Genomic DNA, 22,231 nt, shown 5'->3' with positions numbered 1-22,231 from the left:
TTTCACATCTTGTACGATTCATTGAATAACGTCCGGTTCAGTATCGAACGTCCGAGAGTGACCTCGTCGGCGTATTCTATTTCATCTCCGATGGAGATTCCCCTGGCTATCATGGACACCTTTACATCATAAGGTGCCAGTTTCTTATAGATATAGAAGTTAGTGGTATCACCCTCCATTGTCGTGCTCAGGGCGAGAATGACCTCATTGATATTTCCCTGCGATACACGTTCCACCAGGCTTTCTATCTCCAGGTCGGCAGGGCCTATCCCGTCTATAGGGGAAATGATGCCGCCAAGTACGTGATACTGTCCTCTGAACTGCATGGTGTTTTCGATAGCCATTACCTCCTTTATGTTTTCCACTACACAGATTGTTGTGGCATCCCGTGACTTATCCTGGCAAATAGGACACACTTCGGCATCACTGATATTGTGGCATACTTTGCAGTATTTTACTTCATGTTTCAGCGCGACCAGCGATTGTGCAAAACCGTCTACCATCGCATCATCCTGCCTTAGCAGATGTAGGATAAGGCGTAGTGCCGTTTTACGGCCTATACCGGGTAGGCGGGCAAATTCATTTACTGCATTCTCCAGCAGTATGGAAGGATATTTTTGATTCATAGATATTACTCAAAATAGAAGTTCAAAGATAGAAATATTTTGAGAGTTTTCATTTATCATATTTAGTTGCATGATAAAAGAAACTCATCGCCGGATGTTTAATGAGTAACATTCCGGAGTTGTTTATTAACGAATACTTTCTCTAAACAGTATTGAATTAACCTATGTTTGCAGCATATTGTTAAAACCTGACAAACTTGACAGCTTTCACCATATTTTTCCATTGTAACTTTTTTTAATCCATCATTTACTTTTAACTTTCTATTTTTTCACATTTAGGTTTTAAGTATAAAACTTGACAAACTTGACACTTTTTTATGTTTTTTCGTAGAAGTTGTCTAGACTTTTTATTTTCATATCTTTTTGTCATGCTGACGATAGGAAGCATCTCGTTTCTCAAGAGATATTTGGCTACACTTCGCTCCGCCGATTTTGACTCCGTCGATTTTCAATTCAATTCGCTCTGTTCAAAATGACAAAGAGGGTATTTGTTTCATGATGTTATCAGATTTGAAAAGTCTAGACAACTTCACAGGCATGTTTTTATTAGGGCGAATTTTCAAAGAGCCAACAGCTTCTTCGGTATATAGATAAAATTTCGGAACAATCGTACTGACTAAATTAAATAATTTCGTGCGTTTGCACTAAAAAATCAGGATTACTACTTCTTTAATTTTTTATATCTTTAAACCTTCAATTAAACACATATGACACAGAAAGAATATAAAAATCTCTTCGATGAAGATGATGCCGTGGGCTGGTGGGAAATAGACAAGGCAATAGAAAAGCTATATGGAGATGTTGAACCCCGTCATTATGCTCCACAATTGCATTATATGGTTGGAGGGCAAGACCCTTTGGACGGAGTCAGCATTTTCGATTCCCGTAGCCAGGAATTTCACCGTCATCTGGTGAGTTATGGCATGTCGGAACTTTATTATAATGAAGAGGCTGCGGGTGGTGAGTTTAGTAAATGGGGTTTTGAATTTACTTTTCGTCTCAAGCCTTTCGAAGAAGACGGAGAAGATCCTACATGGGTTGTCAACCTGATGAATAACCTGGCACGCTATGTGATAAAAAGCGGCCGATGGTTTGAAGAAAATCATGTAATCCCGGCCAACGGACCTATACGGGTAGGTGGGAAAAAGGAGATCGATATCGTAGGCGTTGCCTTTACGCTTGATCCCGAAATGGGAAAAATACAGACTCCGCATGGAGAAGTGGCCTTCTTGCAGATGGTCGGACTTACCTCTAAGGAGATGGACAGGATAAAGTCGAACGACTTGGCTAATGAAGAAGTAAAGAAAGTACTGGAGGAAATGAGGGTGAATAATCCCTTAATGATAACAGATTTAGACCGGCGATAGTAAAGTGTGTTTTCAGAAATGGCATAAAACAGTCAAAATGCCGGTTTGTATAAAATAAAAATGGCTGCCGAAAATAATCGGCAGCCATTTTATTTTAGCTTATCCCTTATTTTATAATTTTCAGTTCCTGAATCAAACGGGGACATTTCATTACTTTATCTATTGTGTAAAGTACATAGCGAATATCCACGCTGATAGTACGTTGTACTTCCGGCTCGAAAACAATGTCTCCGCTCAGCGCTTCCCAGTTTCCGTCGAAAGCCAGACCGATAAGTTGAGCTTTTCCGTCGAAAACAGGACTCCCTGAGTTACCTCCGGTTATGTCATTATTAGACAAGAAGTTTACATGCATTTTACCATCTGCGTCAGCATACTGGCCGAAGTCACCGGCTTTCAGATCGTTAAGGATATATTCCTGTACGGCAAACTCGGGGTCGTTCGGATTTTCTTTTTCCAGAACTCCTTTCGATGTAGTATAATAGTCGTATGTTACAGCATCGGCAGGTTTGTATCCGCCAATAGAACCATAGCTCAGACGTTGGGTGAAGTTCGCGTCCGGAGAGAATACTTTATTCGGTTCCATTTCCATCAATCCCGCCATAAACAGACGTCCACCTTTATCTATTTGCGCATGATATGGGGCAGAGTCTTTCTGAAGCAATTTCAGGCATGGCTCAAGAGCTTTAGCCAGTTCTATAGCCGGATCTTTTTCTATATCTTTAGTCTTACCGCTGGTAATGAGGCTTACTATTCCGTCCAGACTAGTCAGCTTCGTATTTTTATAGAACCAGTCGGCGTATTTATCGTAATCGCCTTTAAACTTCTTGTTGATAGTCTCATATATGGCTGGTTGGTAAGCGGCAGGCACACGTTCCGCATATAGTTTCAGCAATACAGGCATTACTTCACGGTCGAGAGACGGTTCGTAGTCTTTGTACACATTAGTCATGCGGCTTCTCAGTTCGTCTCCTTTATCCCCTTCATCCATTTTGCTTACAAACAGTGCTGTATTGGCAAAGCGGGTTATCTCTATACCATTATAGAATGTTTCGAACAGGTATGTCTGTATTTTAGCGGCATCCATTGTAGAAGTATACCCTTCTTTCAGCATTGGTAATACGTCGCCGTATTTAGCCTGATTGTTCGATGAAGATACCCATTGTGCAAATCTCGTTTCAAGATCTTCTTTATCTTTTATTACATCCAGCTTTGCGATAGCTTCATTCATTCCCATTGCATTTTTCCAATAGTTGGAGCTACCTGCATATTTATTTGCATATTTGATGCGTACAGCGTCACTTGCGTTCATCGCTTTTCTCCAGATATCCTGTTTTGCTCCGCGTACTTCGATACGTGGTTTGTGTTCCGATTCTACCATTTGGTTAATACCCCACGATGACATGTAGCGTTCAGTGCTTCCCGGATAGCCGATGGTCATGGCATAATCCTTGTCCTTGAATCCCTGGATAGACACAGGAACAGAATATTTAGGTTTGTAAGGAACATTGTCGGCGCTATAGCGTGCAGCCTGATTGTCTTTGTTCGCGTATACGCGGAATACAGAGAAGTCGCCTGTGTGGCGCGGCCACATCCAGTTGTCTGTTTCACCTCCGAATTTACCTACGGATGAAGGCGGAGTAAAAACAAGTCTTACATCGCGGAAGACATCGTATATAACCGCATAATATTTGTTGTTGGAATAGAACGGTACTACCTGCGCACGTATAAATTCATTTCCTTTGTATTTTTGCAGATATACTTCCGATAATGAATCTATCTTCTGATCGCGCACATCTTCGCTGTCATCAGGCAACAGAGTAGAGGTCACGAAATCTGTAATGTCTTCTGTCTTTTGCAGGAAAGCAACCATTAATCCTTCTGCAGGTAATTCATCAGCAAATGCCTGACTGACAAATCCGTCTTTCAGGTAATCGTGCTCTACCGAACTAAGTTTCTGAATGTTTCCGTAGCCACAGTGATGATTTGTGAAAATCAATCCCAGATCAGAAACGGCAACTCCGGTACATCCGCCACCGAAGATTACCACCGCATCTTTCAGCGATGGGTTTGTCTCACTGTAAATACTATCGGCCGGAAACGAAAAACCCAGTTCTTTCATACGAGCCAGACTTTGTTTGTTCAGCTCTTTCAGTAGCCACATGCCTTCGTCAGCCTTTACCAGCAGGGCCGAGAGGAAGAGGATAGAAAATAGAAATATCTTTCTCATTAGTTTATAATTATTATTGATTAATTGATTGTTTTTCAGTTTATTTGTTTTTCTTGAAATATCTGTTGATAACAGGTATTTCACTCAAAGGCAAATCCTTTTTGATCACAACCGCTGCAAAAGCGATGAGGAATAATGTACGGTATCCCATACGTAACAGCTCATTGTCTATCTGCGGATACATGGCAGCTATATAAAATACGGTTGCCAGAACGAAATAAAGGAATATATTCTTCAGGTCATATTTTATAGGGAAATACTTTTGTCCTATGAAATATGATATAGCAGCAATTACCAGGTTGCAGGCGAATGTTGCCCACGCACTGGCTATATAGCCGTAAACAGGAACTAGCACAATATTCATTACTACCTGTATGATGCATCCCAGTATGGAGAAATATGCACCGTATTTGGTCTTATCCGTTAGCTTATACCATACCGAAAGATTGAAATAGATACCGAAGAATATTTCACCCATCATGGCGTATGGCAGAACGTCCAGCCCTATGGCATAATTACGGCCTATTCTATGCATAATATACTGGATAATATCTATGTAGAACATCACTACCAGAAATATCAACAGTACAAATATGATGAAATACTTCATTGCGTCCGCGTATGACTTGGTATTATCCTTCCCATCCTTGTTTTTCCCGAAGAAGAAGGGTTCATATGCGTAACGGAAAGCCTGTATAAACATAGATATTATGACCGAGAATTTGACACAGGCGCTGTATATTCCTAACTGGCGGTCGGCTTCTTCGACACTGTCAAAAGGAAGATAAGGATACACCAATTGCGCCACAGTCTGACTGATAACTCCTGCCAGTCCCAGCATCAACAGTGGAAAGGAATATTTTAGCAGGCGGCCCAGCAGGCTTTTGTCGAAGTCTATCTTCAATCCTTTCATCGTTGTCGGTATCAACAGGATTAGTACAGCCAGCGTTGATATAAGATTAGCCAGAAATATATACCCTATACCTATATCCTGATGATAAAACTTATTGAGTATAAAATCGGGGTAAGCCTCTTTTATCCACGGGCAAAATACTAAGAAGAACAGATTGAAAAATATATTGAAGAAAATAAAGGCGAGTTTCAGTGCAGCAAACCGTTTCGGCCTTTTTTGTTGTCTCAGATATGCGAAAGGGATGGTCATGAAGGCATCCAAAGCAACCACGATTGCCATAATCATTATATGCTCCCTGTGATCTGTATACCTGAGCCATTCGGAAATAGGTGTGATGAAGCAGATAGAAAACAATATAAAGAGCAGTGAGGTACAGCCTATGGTTATCAATGAGGTAGAATATACCTTATCCGCGTTTTCTTCCTTTTTATTCATAAAGCGGAAGAAACCCGTTTCCAGACCATAAGTCAGCAATACCAGAAATAAGGCCGTAAGCCCGTATATCCGGCTGACTTTCCCATATTCGATAGTATTGGTGAAAATGCTGATGTGTAGTGGCATCAGAAACCAGTTGAGAACACGGCCGAGAATACTACTCAATCCGTAGATTGCAGTATCTTTCGCCAAACTCTTCATTCCACTACCTGCCATAGAAAATTATTTGGCTACAAAAGTAGTAAAATAAGTTATGAGTTATAAGCTATGGGTTATAACTTTTTGCCATATTGCCGAAAACAAGAGGGCAAACCGTTTATACATCTTTGTTTAATTGGCCCGACAATGGGTGTTTGTGCAACTATAAAAATTGCAATTACATAATATATTTTCCATATTTAAGACTACCTTTGTAGCAATTACGAATCAAAAAGAATTTCCATGAACTATTATCATTTATCTATTTTGGTGCATCGCCAAGCCATCAGATATGGGAAAAGAACAGCCCTGAAGTATAGGAACCCTTACGAGAAAAAGTGGAAGAGTATTTCATGGAAGAAGTTTTCTGATAATGTAATGAAGACGGCATGGGCTATGGCTGAAATAGGTGTAAATGAAGGTGATAAAATAGCGGTTTATTCCCAAAATATGCCTCAGTATCTTTTTGCCGATTTTGCTTCGTATGCCAACAGATGCGTATCGGTGCCTATATATGCGACATCTTCACCTACGCAGGTAGAATATATAGTCAATGATGCGAATGTTGAATTATTGTTTGCCGGAGAGCAGTTTCAGTATAATAATGCTTTTAAGGTACAGCAGAGCGGATCTTCAGTCCTGAAAAGGATAATTGTATTTGATAACAAAGTAAAGTTTCATCCTGAAGATAAGACATCTATTTATTTCGATGATTTTATCGCTTCAGGAGAGAATTCCAATACGGAAGTTATTGTACGTGTACGGATGAAATCGAGACAAGAAGACGATATTGCCTGCATAATATATACTTCGGGTACAACAGGAGAACCTAAAGGCGTTGTAATACCTCACTCTTGTTTCTTGCAGGTATTCCGTATTCACGATATGCGGTTGACAATGACATCCAACAAAGATGTTTCCATGAATTTTTTGCCGCTGGCACATATCTTCGAGCGGGCATGGACATGTTATGCCCTTCATAAGGGTATGACTATTGCCATCAATCAGGATGCAAAAGAAATACAGAAATCTATACAGCAGGTTAAGCCAAGTATTATGTGCAGTGTTCCCCGCTTTTGGGAAAAGGTATACGCCGGGGTACATGAGAAGATTTCAGATTCGAAGGGAGTTATGAAGTGGTTGTATACTCATGCGATCAGAACAGGCAAGAGATATAACCTCGATTATAAAAATAATGGGATACGTGCGCCTTTTGGCTTGAGGATCAAGTTCTTCTTATATAATAATACTGTATTCCGCGTGTTGAAGATGGTGGTTGGCATCCAGAACGGTAATATATTTCCATGTGCCGGAGCACCGCTGTCAGACTCTATAAATGAGTTTCTGCAATCGGTAAATATACCTATAATAATAGGTTACGGATTAACAGAGACCAGCGCGACCGTTAGTTTCTATCCGGAAAAAGGATTTAGAATAGGTTCTATCGGCACTATTATGCCGGAGGTGGATGTAAGGATAGATCCTGCAAACAACGAGATACTGGTGAAAGGAAAAACAGTTATGCGCGAATACTATAAAAAACCGGAAGAAACGGCTAAAGTATTTACCGAAGATGGCTATTTCCGCACAGGTGATGCCGGACGACTGGAGGGCGATGTCCTGTTCCTGACCGAGCGTATAAAAGACCTTTTCAAAACGGCTAACGGAAAATATATTGCTCCTCAGGCGATAGAAACAAAAGTGTCTGAAGATAAGTTTATCGACATGATAGCTGTTATAGCGGATGAACGCAAGTTTGTGAGCGCCCTGATCGTGCCGGACTATAAAGCATTGGAAGAATATGCAGAGGCTCACAATATTCAATATGATAAATTGGAAGAATTGCTCTCGAATGTAGATATTCTGCGTATGCTGGATGGCCGTATCGAATTGCTACAGGCAAACTTTGCTCCTTACGAAAAGATTAAAAGGTACTGGCTGCTGCCAGAGCCATTCACAATGGAAGGCGGTGAACTCACCAATACATTGAAAGTTAAACGTAAGTTTGTAGCAGAGAAATATAAAGATATCATTGATAAGATGTATAAAGAATGAATTCTGCTTTCTTATCGATGGCTGCTAGCTGTTTACTGTTAACTGTTTACTGATTATGGCAGGCATTTATATACACGTTCCTTTTTGCAAGACAAGGTGCATTTATTGCGATTTTTACACCCGCACCGATATGTCTCCCAAGTATAACTATGTATTGGCCGTATGCAGGGAAATAGAATTGCGTAAAGATTATATCTCAAATGAGGTAGTAAAGACAATCTATTTCGGAGGAGGAACACCTTCCCAATTGTCATACGGTGACTTCCAAAAAATATTTGACACCATCAGGGCTAATTTTACAGTTGCTCCAAATGCTGAAATAACAATGGAGGCCAATCCGGACGATCTGGATACAAAATATTTGGAAATGCTCCGGGGATTACCCTTCAACCGCCTGAGCATTGGTATCCAGAGTTTCGATGACAATGAGCTGAAATTCCTCAAACGTAGGCATTCTGCCGAAAGAGCAATAGATGCGGTCAGCTTATGTAAGTCGTCAGGCTATAACAATATCAGTATCGATCTGATGTACGGCCTGCCAAATCAGACAATGGATATCTGGCAACGAAACCTGGAACAAGCTATAAATCTTGATGTGCAGCATATCTCGTCTTATCACCTTATTTATGAACAGGGTACACGGCTGTACCGTTTGTTTAAACTAGGCGATGTAAAGGCTGTAGACGAAGACTTGAGTGTGCAAATGTTTTCAACGATGATCGATCGGTTAGCTGCTGCCGGTTTCGAGCATTATGAGATATCCAACTTTGCACGGATCGGGTTATATTCTAAACATAACAGCTCTTATTGGCTTGGAGATAGATATCTGGGCTTAGGGCCTGCCGCACATTCTTTCGATGGACAAAACCGAGCGTGGAATGTTGCCTCTATATCAAAATATGTAGAAGGAATAGGACAGGGGAGCCCTGTCATTGAAGTGGAATATTTAGATAAGCATACCAGTTATAATGATTTCATCCTTACAGGTATGCGTACCATGTGGGGTGTGAATCTAACCGAATTAGAGAGCCGCTTTGATACTTCAATGAAGAATTACTGTATGAAGAATGTACAGCGTTATATCAATCAGGGTTTTGTTGTTAATGAAAGCAATGTGTTGAAGCTGACCCGCGAAGGTATCTTTATCTCTGATGGTATTATGAGCGATCTGATGTGGGTCGAATGACCGGCCACTCATATAAAATAGAAAAGCTCCGAATTCTCGGAGCTCTTTTTTTATGCTGTGATATTATCTTTCAATATTATTATTCAGCACTTTTTTCTTCAGCCGGAGCTTCTGTTTCAGTAGCTGGTGCTTCTGCTTCTGCAACCGGAGCTTCAGTTTCAGCAACTTCTTCAGCCGGGGCAGCTTCTGCTTCAGCTTGTGCCTGAGCAGCATTTTCTTCAGCTTTCTTTTGTGCTACAGCTTCTGCTTTAGCTTTGTTTGCAGCTTTTTCAGCATCTAAACGGGCTTTAGCATCGGCTTTAGCTTTTGTTTCGTTTTTGTTGATGATAGCCTGAGTGCCTTTTTCTTTATCTGCTTTCCATGCTTCGAATTTTTGTTCTGCATCAGCTTCTGAGAATGCACCTTTAGCAACACCACCAAGGAGGTGTTTCTTTAACAATACTCCTTCTTCAGAAAGGATGTTACGAGTAGTGTCGGTAGGTTGAGCACCAACTTGTAACCAGTACAAAGCCCTGTCGAAATTTATAGTTATTGTAGCAGGATTTGTGTTCGGGTTATATGAACCAACCTTTTCAATAAATTTTCCATCACGTGGAGCTCTGCTATCTGCAATGACGATGTGATAAAAAGGATAACCTTTACGTCCTCGTCTTTGTAAACGGATCTTTGTAGCCATTTTTCTTTCTTTTGTTAATTATTAATTAATACATAATTGTTATTAGCGGGTGCAAAGATAAGAATAAGTTTTTGGAATACAATGAAATATTGTCTGTTTATTCTGCCGGGTGTGAATTTAAAAAAGGCCAAACTCCGTGGAGCTTAGCCTCTGTTTTATATTGACAGTTCTTATATTAGTATCTTATGCTAATGATTTAACGTGAGCAGCCAATTTAGATTTCAGATTACCCGCTTTGTTTTTGTGGATAACGTTCTTCTTAGCCAGTCTGTCAAGCATAGAACATACCGAAGGGTACAATTTTTGTGCTTCATCCTTATCAGTCAGCGTACGGAACTTTCTAACTGCATTACGGGTTGTTCTTGCTGAATATCTGTTTCTCAAGCGTCTTACTTCTGCTTGTCTGATTCTCTTTTCTGCTGATTTATGATTTGCCATGTTGACTAATCCTTATTTTTTTAATTTTTATTTTATTTTGTAGCCCATAGGGGAGTCGAACCCCTCTTTCAAGAATGAAAATCTTGCGTCCTAACCGATAGACGAATGGGCCATCTTGCGGAGTTTTTGTTCTGTTTTTTACAGCTGCTTTCTCCTTCGATTGCGGATGCAAAGGTAATTCATTTTTGATTACTTGCAAATGTTTGATGCTATTTTTTTGAAATTAATTTTAGTTATTTTATTATGATATTGATTTTCAATGTCATTTATTTGTCGCGAAAATACAAATTCATTTGTGCAAAAACGAAATTTATTTAAAATAAAATTGTCAAAGAACGATGAAAGGGTCTAAAAGAGTAAAAAAACGAGAAATAAATTTGAGCTCTTTCCTTTCCATATATAGATAAATGATAATTGGCTTTATACAAAAAAAGGCTATTTTTGTATCTCACTTTTAGCAGCCGTTTAAATACGGCTCTAATTTATTATTAATACAATTTACAAATGAAAAAGATTCTTTCGGTTTTACTCATTATATATACTTTTAACTTAAATGCCCAGAATACATACCGTTCACCCCTCGATATTCCGCTTATTCTTAGTGCAAATTTCGGGGAGTTGCGTCCTAATCACTTTCATTCGGGCATTGATCTGAAAACTCAGGGTGTGATTAATAAGCCTGTATATTCTATTGCAGACGGATATGTTTCGCGTATTTCTGTATCTCCTTCGGGCTACGGATTGGCTATTTATGTCGCTCATACCAATGGACAGACAAGTGTGTATGGCCATATAGAAAGATTTGCGCCTAAGATTGCCGAATATGTGAAGGAAAAGCAATACGAGCAGGAGTCTTACAGAGTAGATTTATCATTGGATCAATCGGTATTTCCCGTTAAAAAAGGAGATCTGATAGCCTATAGTGGTAACACCGGTTCTTCCGGCGGGCCTCATGTTCATTTCGAAATAAGAGATACTGAGAGCCAGTTGGCTCTCGATGCGCTTGAATATTATAAGGGTCAGATCACAGATAATGTTTCACCTGCGATAAAAGGTATTGCTGTGTATCCTATAGAGGGCAGAGGTGCGGTCAATAATAATTATGAACCCTTTCGTCGTATTATTGGAGCAGCGCCAAAGAAAAAAGGAGTGAAAACCGTCCCCGATTCAATAAAGGTGTGGGGTAAGATTGGCGTAGGTGTTTATGCAAACGACCGGATGACAGGAACAAGCAATATATACGGAGTAAAGATTGTACGCCTGTTCTGCGACGGTAAGGAGATATTCTTCTCGGATATATCATCTGTAGACTTCGGGAATACGAGGATGATAAACAGTATGATCGATTTCGACTATTGGTATCGTAAAAAGAGTTTCTATCAGAAGTCATTTGTTGAGCCGGGTAATAAGCTCTCTATATATAAGACCGTCAATAACGGTTATATCGACATAAACGAGGAAAAGGTATATAAGCTGAAATACGAACTCGAAGACCTCTATGGCAACGAGACCACCCATTCTTTCGATGTATACGGCAAAAAGCAGGATATCCCCCGGCGGAAAGACTGTACTCAACTAATGGCATGGGACAAGGATAATTATTATGAAGGCAATATGTTCTCTATTTTCATTGCCGGCGGATCACTATATAAAGACCTCTGCTTCAATCTGAAGAGAACCTTGTCGAAGAATTATATGTCTGCCATCTATGAGGTTAACGATAGTTATGTCCCTCTTGATAAATCCTGCGACATAACCATCAAGATGACCAAAGACAGTATGACCAACAAATCCCAGTATGGTATCGTACGCATCACCGGCAGCCGTGAATCGTGGATAGGTGGTAAGTACAACAACGGCGCTATTACCGCCCGTATCAGGGAATTGGGTAATACCTATGCTGTAAGTATCGACACTCAAGCCCCCACCATCACTCCTGTACTCCCTGCCAAATGGGTGGCTAAAGGAGAAATAAAGATAAGACTATCGGATAATAAAAGCGGTATAGCTTCTTATCGTGGAACTATCGACGGAGCGTTCGCCCTGTTTGAGAATGATGTGAAATCTCCTGTTTATACCTACAAATTCGATCCGAAACGTTTGACTCGGGGACAAATCCATAAGCTGGTATTTACTGCTGCGGATGCCTGTGGAAATGAGAGTAGTTATGAATATGAGTTCAAATATTGAAATTCATAAATATTTTATCAAATCCCTGCTATTCATTCCCTCCGTTCCATATTTTTTAGCCGCTTTATCTCCAGCCAGACCATGCATATATACGCCTAAGATAGCAGCGTGCTCACTACTATACCCGCGTGCCAGCAGGCCTGTAATATAACCGGTGAGTACATCGCCGCTACCGCCTTTTGCCATGCCGCTGTTACCTGTAGAGTTGAAATAGCAGTTACCATTCGGTAAACATACCATACTATGCGCCCCTTTTACGATAATGACGGATTTTAGATTGGCGGCAAGCCTTTTCACCTGTTCTATTTTTTCCTCATCACTGGTCCATTCCCCGATCAGCCTTTTCAGTTCTCCGATATGCGGTGTAAGGATAGAACCGGCGGGAATATGGTGTCTCATCTTGTAATGCTCCGATATGATATTAAGAGCGTCGGCATCTATCACAACCGGTTTATAAACCGAAACCAATAATTGCTTGAGGGCATCGGCTGTTTGCGGGGCTAACCCCAATCCGCAACCGACACCTATGGATGAATATTTGGAAGCATTCGCGGGCAGATCGGAAAAATAAGATTCATCATCCAGACTTAGTATGGCAGATGGATACACCATATTTACGGCATACCGTTCTTCGGCAGGTATGTGTGTGGTTACTAGTCCGCACCCAGAGCGCAAAGCGGCGCCTGTCGCCAGTATTGCGGCTCCGGCCATTCCTTTCGACCCGCATATGAGCAAAGCATGTCCGTAAGTTCCTTTGTGAGCGAATTTATCCCTTGTCAATTTTATTTTCCCGATGAAACCGGGTGTTATATAATGATAGGAAGTTTCTTCATTGGATATGTATTGTGAACTGAGTCCAATCGGTAATATATTGATTTCTCCGCAGTATTCCCCGGCTTCGGGCAATAACATCGCCAGTTTGGGAAATTCAAGGGTCAGGGTTATGCCAGCTTTAATAATCTTTTGGTTTTTGTTTCCGTATTCACTTATCATACCGGATGGTAAATCAATAGATATAACCTTGCTTTGTAGAGAATTAACTTTGTCTATAATGGATAATAAGGGCTCTTTTATCTCTCCTTTTACTCCCGTACCCAGCAGGGAGTCGATAATGACAGTATTCCTGCTTATATTCTCTAAACCACTGCTGGCGACACCGGAGGGTAGGCGCTCCAGATTATATCTGCACTCCTCGGTGAGTTGTTCTTTATCAAATGCCATAGACACAGAACAGTTGTATCCTGCATGGTACAGGATACGGGCTACAGCCAGTCCGTCACCACCATTGTTACCTTTTCCGATAAGGAAGAGCAGGGGATAATCTTTCTCTACATTGTTGCATATCCATTGTGCGATGGTATTGGATGCTCTTTCCATTAATTCTATCGGACTGATAGGTTCATTCTCGATAGTATAGCGGTCAGCTTCTTTTATTTGTGCGCCTGTTAGTATTTTCATATATCAAAGGTTTATTTTAATTAACTTCGTTTCGTTAAAAAGTAACGAAAGGAACGAATCTTCAGTTCTTGTGCCCTTTGTGATTTTCTTTGTGTTCTTAGAGGTTAAACCTCCTTAGCACAAAGGACACTATATAAAAAACTTGACAAACTTGACACTTTTTACACACTTTTATACCTGTCACTTTTTATAAAGGGTAACAAAAGTAACACCTTTTACCTCTGTTTTTATCTGTTACTTTTTCTCGCATGCGATCATACTTATTTTATTATAACCTATTTATATAGATAAAGTTTTCTGAAAGTCTGAACAAAAAAATGACTAGAAGAAAATAATTTCCCCACCATCCGAATCTGCAAAATCTTTAAGTAAGGATTGCATATATTTTACGGCTTCATTCAAACCCTCTTTTCCGCTATATCCGTTTATAATAGCCAGAAAACTTATTGTGCTTAGTTCTATCTTTGTCCGCTCATTGTCACTTGTCGGTGTTCCCACACCACCGATAGCATCGCGATATACCGGGATTCCTTCAATATTCAGCATACCCCGCCCAATCCCTTCATAGGGTTCATCGGTCATCCCGACACCCAATGTCAGCGTGTTGCCTTTTATCTTATCTGCATCGAATCCTCCGATAGAATAACCTGTACGGATAGAAACCAGATTAATGAGGTCTACCAGTGTATCTATCTGATACAAGGGTAATTCTCTGACGATGCGGCGGCAAAGGGCTTCAGACGATGGACGGTAGCGGTTCGGGTCTTTTCCGAACTTTTTATATGCCGCACGGGTAGCGGCAATAGCCGGGTTCTTCTTTATATCTTCTATCTGGTGATTTGCCTTGTATTCAGCGACACAGTTATCTATCAGTTTCCATAATTCTTTATTGTGAGGGGTATTATTTACTTTGGCACAAATGGCTGCTCCGGCAAAAGCGGGGCAGGATTTCCTTATTTCCTCCGATACCTTTATTTCTACCATTTTAATAATATATCTCGATTAACAGAATTTCAAAGTTACAATTTTCGTATTGTATAACCTCAATAAAAAGCTATCTTTGTAACTGTTTTGGTGATGTAAACAGACACTCGTCTTTTACATGAAAAGGGAATCCGGTCAGAATCCGGAACAGTGCCCGCTACTGTGGTCTCTATTCAGTTAACAATGTTTCTGAAAAAAGTCTTTGAGCAATACCAAATACCACTGTTTCACAGTAATCAGTGATACAGTAATCAGTTAACAGTTTTTTTTGACTGTTTACTGATAACTGCTAACTGTTTACTGAAAATGGGAAGGCCGTTCAAAGATGGAGCAAGTCAGGAAACCTGCCGGACAAAATATTCAGTTTTTATATCCCCGGGGTCAGGGATATATTAAAATACATAAGAACTAAAATATCAGAGGATCTAAAATAATGACGAAACGGCTCAATCCCATTATGTTTGCGGGAACAGGCAGCGATGTAGGTAAAAGTATTATTACATCGGCCTTTTGCCGCATATTTCTGCAAGACGGTTATCAGCCGGCTCCATTCAAGGCGCAGAATATGGCTCTCAATTCATATGCTACCCCCGAAGGGCTTGAGATAGGGCGTGCACAAGCCGTTCAGGCCGAGGCTGCGGGTGTTCCATGCCATACCGATATGAACCCTTTGCTACTGAAGCCTACAACGGATAAGGTTTGTCAGGTTGTGTTGAATGGCAAACCGGTGGGAAACCAGCATGCTTATGAGTATTTCAGGGTGGAAGGGCGCGAAGAATTACGGAAGGAAGTAAATGATGCATTCGACCGTCTGGCCCGGCGGTACAACCCTATTGTAATGGAAGGGGCGGGCAGTATCTCCGAAATCAATCTGCGGGCTGTAGACCTTGTGAATATGCCGATGGCGATACATGCCGGGGCTAATGTAATATTGGTAGCGGACATAGACAGGGGCGGAGTATTCGCTTCGGTGTATGGTTCTGTAATGTTACTTACCGAGGAAGAACGTAAACATGTAAAAGGCATCCTTATCAATAAATTCCGGGGTGATATCAGGCTTTTCGAATCGGGAGTGAAAATGATTGAAGACCTGTGCGGCATCCCTGTTATCGGGGTGGTACCTTATTATAAGGATATATATATTGAAGAGGAAGATTCAGTGATGCTGCAAACCAAGAATTTGCAGGCAACACATGGCAAGGTGAATGTGGCTGTTATCCTGCTTCGTCATTTATCTAACTTTACCGATTTCAATGTGCTGGAACGTGATCCCCGCGTGCATCTGTATTATACCAATAATACGGATGAAATAGAAAAGGCGGATATTGTGCTTGTTCCCGGAAGCAAGAGTACTCTATCCGACCTGTACGAACTGCGTCGCAACGGTGTAGCGCAAAGTATTGTGAAAGCCCATAAGAACGGAGCTACAGTAGTAGGCATCTGCGGTGGTTATCAGATAATGGGGCAGGAGGTATGTGACCCCAATCATGTGGAAAGCAATATTGAGCGTCTGCCCGGATTGGGCTTGCTGCCTGTAACTACACAGATGGAAGGAGAAAAAGTGACCCGTCAGGTGCAGTTTTCTTTTCTCGGTTCCGACACCGTTTGCGAAGGATATGAGATACATATGGGGGCAACTATTCCCATGGAAGATACCAGCCTTTCACCATTAAATATATTGGAGGACGGCCGTACTGACGGCTACTTCCTGAATGAGAAATGTTTTGGTACATATATACATGGTATTCTTGATAATGGGGCTGTTATAGATTATTTGCTGGCTCCCTATGCTGATAAGCTGTCGGATACGGCGTTCGACTTCAAGGCTTTTAAAGAAGAGCAATATAATAAGCTGGCCGATCATGTGCGCAGTTATGTGGATATGGAGCTGGTGTATAAGATAATTAGCTAGTGAGGTAATGTGCTAATATGCCAATGGAGCAAAGCGGCAAAAAGATGTTTTTTTTAATTTGTCATTTACAATATTGGCACATTAATAAATTGTAACTATATGATACTCGGACACGGTGACGATATATATACTCACGGAAAGAAGATTGTAAGCAATTTCAGTTCCAATATACGCAGCGGACAGGATTTATCCACCTTGCAGGAGCATCTGTGCGCTCATATCAGTGCTATACATTCTTATCCCGAACCCGATGCATCTTCTCTGGTTCATTTGTTGGCTGAGAAGTACAAGGTTAATACGGATAATATATGTGTGACCAATGGAGCCACGGAAGCCATTTATCTGATCGCACAGGCGTTTAACAATGCCCAATCGGCTATAATATACCCTACTTTCAGTGAATATGGCGATGCCGCAACTATCAACAATCATACGATATGCTGGTCTGCATCTCTCAGCGAGGTACCTCAGGATACCCGTGTGGTATGGCTTTGTAATCCAAACAATCCGACTGGTACAGTAACTGATAAAAATATACTGAAAGCATATATTGAAAATCATCCGTCTCAATATATTATTATCGACCAGTCGTATGAGCACTTCACACTCAGTGATTTATTCACTATTGAAGAGGCGGCGCAATATAAGAATGTGATATTATTGCATTCCATGACAAAGCATTTTGCCATACCCGGGTTGCGGCTAGGATATATTACGGCACATGCGGATACTTTGGCTCAGGTAGCAAAATACCGTATGCCGTGGTCTGTAAACGGATTAGCAATTGAAGCCGGGAAATTCTTGTTGAATAACGGTATGGAAACAATAAATATCAAAGAATATTTACGAGATACTATACAACTGCAAGAGTCTCTGAGAAAAATAAAAAAAATTGTCGTTCAATCTACTGATACACATTTCTTTTTGTGTAAATTTGAAGATGGGAAAGCGTCTGAACTGAAAAAGTACCTTATAGACGGATATGGTATCCTTATTCGCGATGCTGCCAATTTTTATGGACTGGATGAGTCTTACTTTCGTATTGCCACACAGTCATTTGAAGAGAACACGATGCTAGTGAAGGGGGTATCAGAATTTCAGTGTTGAAAATAAGCCTTGAAATTGGAGCTAAATGGATTTGAATTTACTATATATTCTATTACCCTTAGTTCTGGGCTGGATTATCGATAAGCTCATCGGTGACCCTGCTTGGTTGCCGCATACAGTGGTGGCAAAAGGTAAGATAATAGCATGGGGCGAAAAAATATTGAATAAAGGGAAGAGTAAGATGCTGAAAGGCGCATTATTTTCCATTGTCCTTATCTTTGCGTGTTATTTTCTTATCTATTTTATAACAGATGGTTTGAATGAAGCATACCCTTGGCTTTCCATCGCATTTTCTACAATCATTGTATTTTATTGCCTTGCCGGAAAAACGCTGATAGATGAAGTCAAGAAAGTGTTTATAGCAGTAGATTCATCAGAAGAAGAGGGTAGGATGCAGGTTGCACGTATTGTAGGACGTGATACATCCAACCTGTCGCCACAGCAGATCCGTACGGCTGCATTGGAAACATTGGCCGAAAACCTGAGCGATGGCGTTATTGCTCCGCTATTCTGGTATATGATACTCGGCGTTCCGGGTATGTTTGCCTATAAGATGATAAATACGCTGGATTCGATGATCGGCTATAAGAACGAGCGATATAAACAATTCGGTTGCTGGGCTGCGCGCATTGATGATGCTGCCAATTATATTCCCGCCCGTCTTACCTCTTTACTGATGATTATAGTTAGTGGTAGACTATCGTTGGTTCCCTTTATCGAAAAGTTCGGAGGGCAGCATGCCAGTCCTAACTCGGGTTATCCCGAAGCTGCTCTGGCAGGAATACTTAATTGTCGTTTCGGTGGACCAAACGTCTATTTTGGTGAACTGGTAGATAAGCCCTATATAGGTTATAAAGAAAAAGAACTGACCACCGCCGATATGAAAAAGGCAATACAGGTAAATACTTGGACAGAAATATTAATGGTGGTTTTGATTGTAGCGATTGAAACTATTTATTATATAAATTTTAAATAATTTAGTTGCAAGTTGAAAATTGACAGTGGACAATTGACGATGAAAAGCATAATCTTTTTTAGGGCTTTGCCTTACTAAGGCGTTAGCGGACGCGCATTAGTGACATAGGAGGGGCACCCAATCCGTTGTAGACGGCGTAGAATCAAACGGGGCATTAGCCCGTTTGTTTGATTCAGCCGGCAAAATGGTTTTGGGTCGCCGAGGAACTTAGCGCTAGCTTTTTGTTTACTTTTGGGCAATGCCAAAAGTAAGGACAAGCCCGGGAGGGCGCGGCAGTAATTAACTAAAGAATTCGAGTTATTACGAATAACAGTTATTTAATAAGAAACAAAATATAAATAAAACAATATACCTATGAAAATATATACCCGTGGTGGCGATAAAGGAAAAACCGGAATTTTTGGAGGACAGCGTGTTGATAAAGATGATGTACGCATCGAAGCCAACGGCACAATCGATGAACTCAACTCGGTAATAGGAGTTGTAAGAGCCAATCTTCCGGCAGACCATGAATGGCAGCCCCTTTTATTCAAAATTCAAACCGAAATGATGTCCGTCATGTCACAAGTGGCAACCCCTTCTGCGATCAGGGATACCAACACAAATACGCTGGATGAAGATTTGGATAAACTTTGCGAGGAATGGATGGACAGAATGACCGATGAGATGGGGCCCAGTGAAACTTTTATACTGCCGGGCGGCACTATTGTTTCGGCACACCTGCAACTGGCAAGGGCTGTTGCCCGCCGGGCGGAACGCCGCTTATGGACACTGAACAAGCAGGATGAAGTTCCGGCATCGGTAATGCGATTTATTAACCGCCTGTCCGACCTTTTCTTTACTATGGCTAGATACGATATGTATAAGGCCGGAAATATAGAAGAACGCTGGAAGGACTTTTTGTACAAAAGAAAGAAGAATGGCTAAACAGATAATTCTTATTACAGGAGGGCAACGTTCGGGAAAAAGCAGTTATGCCCAGAAACTGGTATTGTCCCTTTCTACAAACCCTGTCTATCTCGCTACGTCCCGTGTATGGGATGATGAACACCGCAAGCGTATCGACCGGCATAAGGCCGAACGGGGCTGTGAATGGACTAATATAGAAGAGGAAAAAGAACTGAGCCTGCATGATCTCACAGGACGGGTTGTGCTGTTAGATTGTGTGACCCTGTGGGCAACAAACTTTTTCTTCGATATGCAAGCAGATGTTCAATCTTCCTTACAGGCATTAAAAACGGAATTCGATAAACTGATAGGACAGGATGCGCGTTTCATCATTGTTACTAATGAGATAGGCATGGGGGAGATGTCGCAAAATGAGGTGCAGCGCAAATTTGCTGATTTGCAGGGATGGCTCAATCAGTATATTGCAGAAAGAGCCGACAAGGTTTATCTGATGGTTTCAGGTATTCCATTGATGGCGAAGTGAATAAAAAGATAATAGACAAACAATGAATATAGCGGACATCACAACTATGCGACTTGCTAACCAGCAACTTGTTAAGACCAGATATAAAACACCACGCGAGATAGTATCATGGATGGGCGCCATGCAGGCTCAGGATTTTAATATGGCAAAATGGGCTATTGGTGTACGGTTGCCGGGAATAACCGATAAGCAGGTGGAAAAAGCGGTGGACGAAGGTGAGCTTATCCGTACTCATATTTTACGCCCTACATGGCATTTTGTGTCACGAGACGATATACATTGGATGCTTCAGTTGAGTGCACCTCGGGTAAAGCTGGCTATTCGTTCAAGTGATAGGGAATTGGAGCTTTCCGATGATTTGCTGAGTAAGACAAAGGCTATTATCCGTAAAGCATTAGAAAAAGAAAGTAATCTGACCCGCCAGGAGCTTGGTGTAATATTGAAGAAGGCGGATGTAGAATGTGATAGCCGCCGTTTGAGCCATATTATGTATCACGCCGAATTAGATGGCTTGGTATGTAATGGTGCGATAAAAGATAAGAAACTGACCTATGCTCTGTTGGAACAGCGTGTGCCAAAGACATCGAACTATAACATGGACGAAACATTGTACCGTTTGGCATATAAGTATTTTCAGAGCCATGGTCCGGCTACAATACAGGATTTTATCTGGTGGTCGGGACTGACAGCCACCGAGGCAAGAAGCGCAGTAGCATTGATAAAACCGGATTTTATCTTCGAAACGGCAGGCGAGCAAACATATATATTCCATCAATCTTCATCAGGCTATAAGCACAGAGACGATATCGTGCATTTCCTTCCTGCATTCGATGAATTATTGGTGAGCTATAAAGACCGGAAAGAGATTCTGTCTCTTGTTCACCACAAAAAGGTGATAACAAGCAACGGAATATTCAAGCCTGCTATTTCCCATAATGGAGAGATTATTGGCCTCTGGAAAAAATTCTTGAATAAGAGGAATGTTTCATCCGAATTTTTTTCTCAACCAGATAAAGCGTTGGAGAAGCTGATAAGGAAGGCTTCAGAGGACTTTGGTACTTATTTAACAGGCTCTTAATGGTGATAAATATAAACCATATAGATTCCCAGAATAGCATACAGGGTAGTTATCAATATAATCATGAAACTGTTTATCATAACCAGGACTCCCGATTTCAAATTGGATATAAACCGGTTGTCATCATAGAAGCGGCGACATCCCCTGAAAAAATAGAACGTAATATAAAAGACCATAAATGTCCATAACAGGCCTGCAGGCCAACCTATGCCTATCCAGTCACAAAGGCAGGAGAAAACATTGCAAATAGTAATAGATAGCAACACTACGGAAAAGAAGTGGAGGGTGAAGATGCCACTATCGAAATAGAAGCGTTTTCTTTTATTATGGAACAACCACAGCCAGAAGGCAAATATAGGCATATAGAGAAATAAAACCTTTGGCATATTGTGGATTAAAAATTCAATAGCCTCTTTGTTTTTTTGTTTATCCTTGGAGTTCTCTACTATGGCAAGTCCTGTTTTATACATTATACCATCAGGAGACAGTATTTGCTTTTCTTTGGGCAGAGTCTTGTATTTAGAATCTATTTTCTCTGCTGTAAGTTTACCTTGCGGATCAGTAACTATCAGACTATCTCTTAGTTTCATTGCTTCAGTGACTTCGGCTTCTACCTCTATGTTTTTATTGCTTTTAGAAGCGTCCGGTAAAACAGAAGGGATAAAAAACGTGATGAAGCTGATGAATATATAAAGCGTAAACGGATTGACATAAGATTTCCGTTTGCCGTTCATATATTCTATCGAAAGTTTTCCCGGGGAGAGGAACAGATACTTAACAGTTCTCCAAAAGGAACTGTCGTAATGAATGAAGTCGAATACAAAATGTGTAAACAGATGGTGAAAAGATTGACGGCTCTCACTGTTTTCCTGTCCGCATTTAGGGCAATAATGAGTTTCTACAAAGGCACTACAGTTTAAGCAGGTCTTCTTATGTCTGATTTTATGTTTACTCATATTCTATCCAAAAAATA

18 protein-coding genes, 1 tRNA gene and 1 riboswitch are annotated in these 22,231 nt (G+C 40.9%); of the genes, 10 read left to right on the top strand and 9 right to left on the bottom strand.

The features are described from left to right. Positions 1 to 2: 2 nt before the first annotated feature. Complete coding sequence (recR, locus tag QZL88_RS02935) at positions 3 to 626, bottom strand: recombination mediator RecR (protein ID WP_296938529.1); 624 nt, start codon at positions 624 to 626, stop codon at positions 3 to 5. A 707-nt stretch (positions 627 to 1,333) separates the two neighbouring features. Between recR and QZL88_RS02930 the strand changes: the two genes are divergently transcribed. Continuing rightward, entirely contained in the window at positions 1,334 to 1,993 is a 660-nt protein-coding gene (locus tag QZL88_RS02930; protein ID WP_296938528.1) for a suppressor of fused domain protein, read from the top strand. A gap of 106 nt (positions 1,994 to 2,099) precedes the next feature. On the opposite strand, the gene QZL88_RS02925 is transcribed toward QZL88_RS02930, so the two are convergent. Beyond that, complete coding sequence (locus QZL88_RS02925) at positions 2,100 to 4,220, bottom strand: S46 family peptidase (RefSeq protein WP_296938527.1); 2,121 nt, start codon at positions 4,218 to 4,220, stop codon at positions 2,100 to 2,102. 40 nt (positions 4,221 to 4,260) lie between these two features. After that, positions 4,261 to 5,784 carry a polysaccharide biosynthesis C-terminal domain-containing protein gene (locus QZL88_RS02920; protein ID WP_296938526.1) on the bottom strand — a complete coding sequence of 508 codons (1,524 nt, stop codon included), beginning with the start codon at positions 5,782 to 5,784 and terminating at the stop codon, positions 4,261 to 4,263. Between the two features lie 225 nt (positions 5,785 to 6,009). Between QZL88_RS02920 and QZL88_RS02915 the strand changes: the two genes are divergently transcribed. Both QZL88_RS02915 and hemW read left to right on the top strand, forming a co-directional pair. Then, positions 6,010 to 7,821, top strand: a complete 1,812-nt coding sequence (locus QZL88_RS02915) for a long-chain fatty acid--CoA ligase (RefSeq protein ID WP_296938525.1) — start codon at positions 6,010 to 6,012, stop codon at positions 7,819 to 7,821. A 55-nt stretch (positions 7,822 to 7,876) separates the two neighbouring features. Beyond that, entirely contained in the window at positions 7,877 to 9,007 is a 1,131-nt protein-coding gene (gene hemW, locus QZL88_RS02910) for a radical SAM family heme chaperone HemW (protein WP_296938524.1), read from the top strand. 79 nt (positions 9,008 to 9,086) lie between these two features. On the opposite strand, the gene QZL88_RS02905 is transcribed toward hemW, so the two are convergent. The 3 genes from QZL88_RS02905 to QZL88_RS02895 all read right to left on the bottom strand — a co-directional run bounded on the left by QZL88_RS02905 (position 9,087) and on the right by QZL88_RS02895 (position 10,233). Next, a complete protein-coding gene (locus QZL88_RS02905; RefSeq protein WP_296938523.1) occupies positions 9,087 to 9,683 on the bottom strand; it encodes a 30S ribosomal protein S16 in 597 nt (198 codons plus the stop codon). Positions 9,684 to 9,866: 183 nt separating this feature from the next. After that, positions 9,867 to 10,121, bottom strand: coding sequence for a 30S ribosomal protein S20 (rpsT, locus tag QZL88_RS02900; protein ID WP_296938522.1), 255 nt, complete (start codon positions 10,119 to 10,121; stop codon positions 9,867 to 9,869). A 40-nt stretch (positions 10,122 to 10,161) separates the two neighbouring features. Further along, positions 10,162 to 10,233, bottom strand: a tRNA-Glu gene (locus QZL88_RS02895). Positions 10,234 to 10,625: 392 nt separating this feature from the next. Between QZL88_RS02895 and QZL88_RS02890 the strand changes: the two genes are divergently transcribed. After that, entirely contained in the window at positions 10,626 to 12,311 is a 1,686-nt protein-coding gene (locus QZL88_RS02890) for a M23 family metallopeptidase (RefSeq protein ID WP_296938521.1), read from the top strand. A 3-nt stretch (positions 12,312 to 12,314) separates the two neighbouring features. On the opposite strand, the gene QZL88_RS02885 is transcribed toward QZL88_RS02890, so the two are convergent. Together QZL88_RS02885 and QZL88_RS02880 are read right to left on the bottom strand one after the other, a co-directional pair. Beyond that, positions 12,315 to 13,769, bottom strand: a complete 1,455-nt coding sequence (locus tag QZL88_RS02885) for an NAD(P)H-hydrate dehydratase (protein WP_296938520.1) — start codon at positions 13,767 to 13,769, stop codon at positions 12,315 to 12,317. A gap of 321 nt (positions 13,770 to 14,090) precedes the next feature. Further along, positions 14,091 to 14,753 (bottom strand): phenylalanine--tRNA ligase beta subunit-related protein, encoded by a 663-nt coding sequence (locus QZL88_RS02880; RefSeq protein ID WP_296938519.1) that lies wholly within the window; start codon positions 14,751 to 14,753, stop codon positions 14,091 to 14,093. 71 nt (positions 14,754 to 14,824) lie between these two features. Further along, a riboswitch (cobalamin riboswitch) is annotated at positions 14,825 to 15,120 on the top strand. A gap of 66 nt (positions 15,121 to 15,186) precedes the next feature. Here QZL88_RS02880 and QZL88_RS02875 point away from each other — a divergent pair. From QZL88_RS02875 to QZL88_RS02850, 6 genes are all read left to right on the top strand, one after another. Further along, positions 15,187 to 16,665: a cobyric acid synthase gene (locus QZL88_RS02875; protein WP_296938518.1), complete on the top strand. Its 1,479-nt coding sequence runs from the start codon at positions 15,187 to 15,189 to the stop codon at positions 16,663 to 16,665. Positions 16,666 to 16,764: 99 nt separating this feature from the next. Then, positions 16,765 to 17,772 carry an aminotransferase class I/II-fold pyridoxal phosphate-dependent enzyme gene (locus QZL88_RS02870; RefSeq protein ID WP_296938517.1) on the top strand — a complete coding sequence of 336 codons (1,008 nt, stop codon included), beginning with the start codon at positions 16,765 to 16,767 and terminating at the stop codon, positions 17,770 to 17,772. Between the two features lie 25 nt (positions 17,773 to 17,797). After that, positions 17,798 to 18,748 carry an adenosylcobinamide-phosphate synthase CbiB gene (cbiB, locus tag QZL88_RS02865; RefSeq protein ID WP_296938516.1) on the top strand — a complete coding sequence of 317 codons (951 nt, stop codon included), beginning with the start codon at positions 17,798 to 17,800 and terminating at the stop codon, positions 18,746 to 18,748. Positions 18,749 to 19,102: 354 nt separating this feature from the next. Further along, the gene (locus tag QZL88_RS02860) at positions 19,103 to 19,675 is read left to right on the top strand and encodes a cob(I)yrinic acid a,c-diamide adenosyltransferase (RefSeq protein ID WP_296938515.1); all 573 of its coding nucleotides are present in this window, start codon (positions 19,103 to 19,105) and stop codon (positions 19,673 to 19,675) included. Then, entirely contained in the window at positions 19,668 to 20,180 is a 513-nt protein-coding gene (locus tag QZL88_RS02855) for a bifunctional adenosylcobinamide kinase/adenosylcobinamide-phosphate guanylyltransferase (RefSeq protein WP_296938514.1), read from the top strand. The genes QZL88_RS02860 and QZL88_RS02855 overlap by 8 nt, the downstream gene beginning before the upstream one ends. Before the next feature lie 22 nt (positions 20,181 to 20,202). After that, on the top strand, positions 20,203 to 21,258 hold the full coding sequence (locus QZL88_RS02850) for a winged helix DNA-binding domain-containing protein (protein WP_296938513.1): 1,056 nt from the start codon (positions 20,203 to 20,205) through the stop codon (positions 21,256 to 21,258). Here QZL88_RS02850 and QZL88_RS02845 read toward each other — a convergent pair. After that, positions 21,255 to 22,214, bottom strand: coding sequence for a DUF3667 domain-containing protein (locus QZL88_RS02845; protein WP_296938512.1), 960 nt, complete (start codon positions 22,212 to 22,214; stop codon positions 21,255 to 21,257). The genes QZL88_RS02850 and QZL88_RS02845 overlap by 4 nt on opposite strands. Between the last annotated feature and the right edge of the window lie 17 nt (positions 22,215 to 22,231).

The organism is uncultured Dysgonomonas sp. (genome assembly GCF_900079725.1).
Classification (GTDB): Bacteria; Bacteroidota; Bacteroidia; order Bacteroidales; family Dysgonomonadaceae; genus Dysgonomonas.
This window is presented reverse-complemented; position numbering and strand designations above follow the sequence as displayed.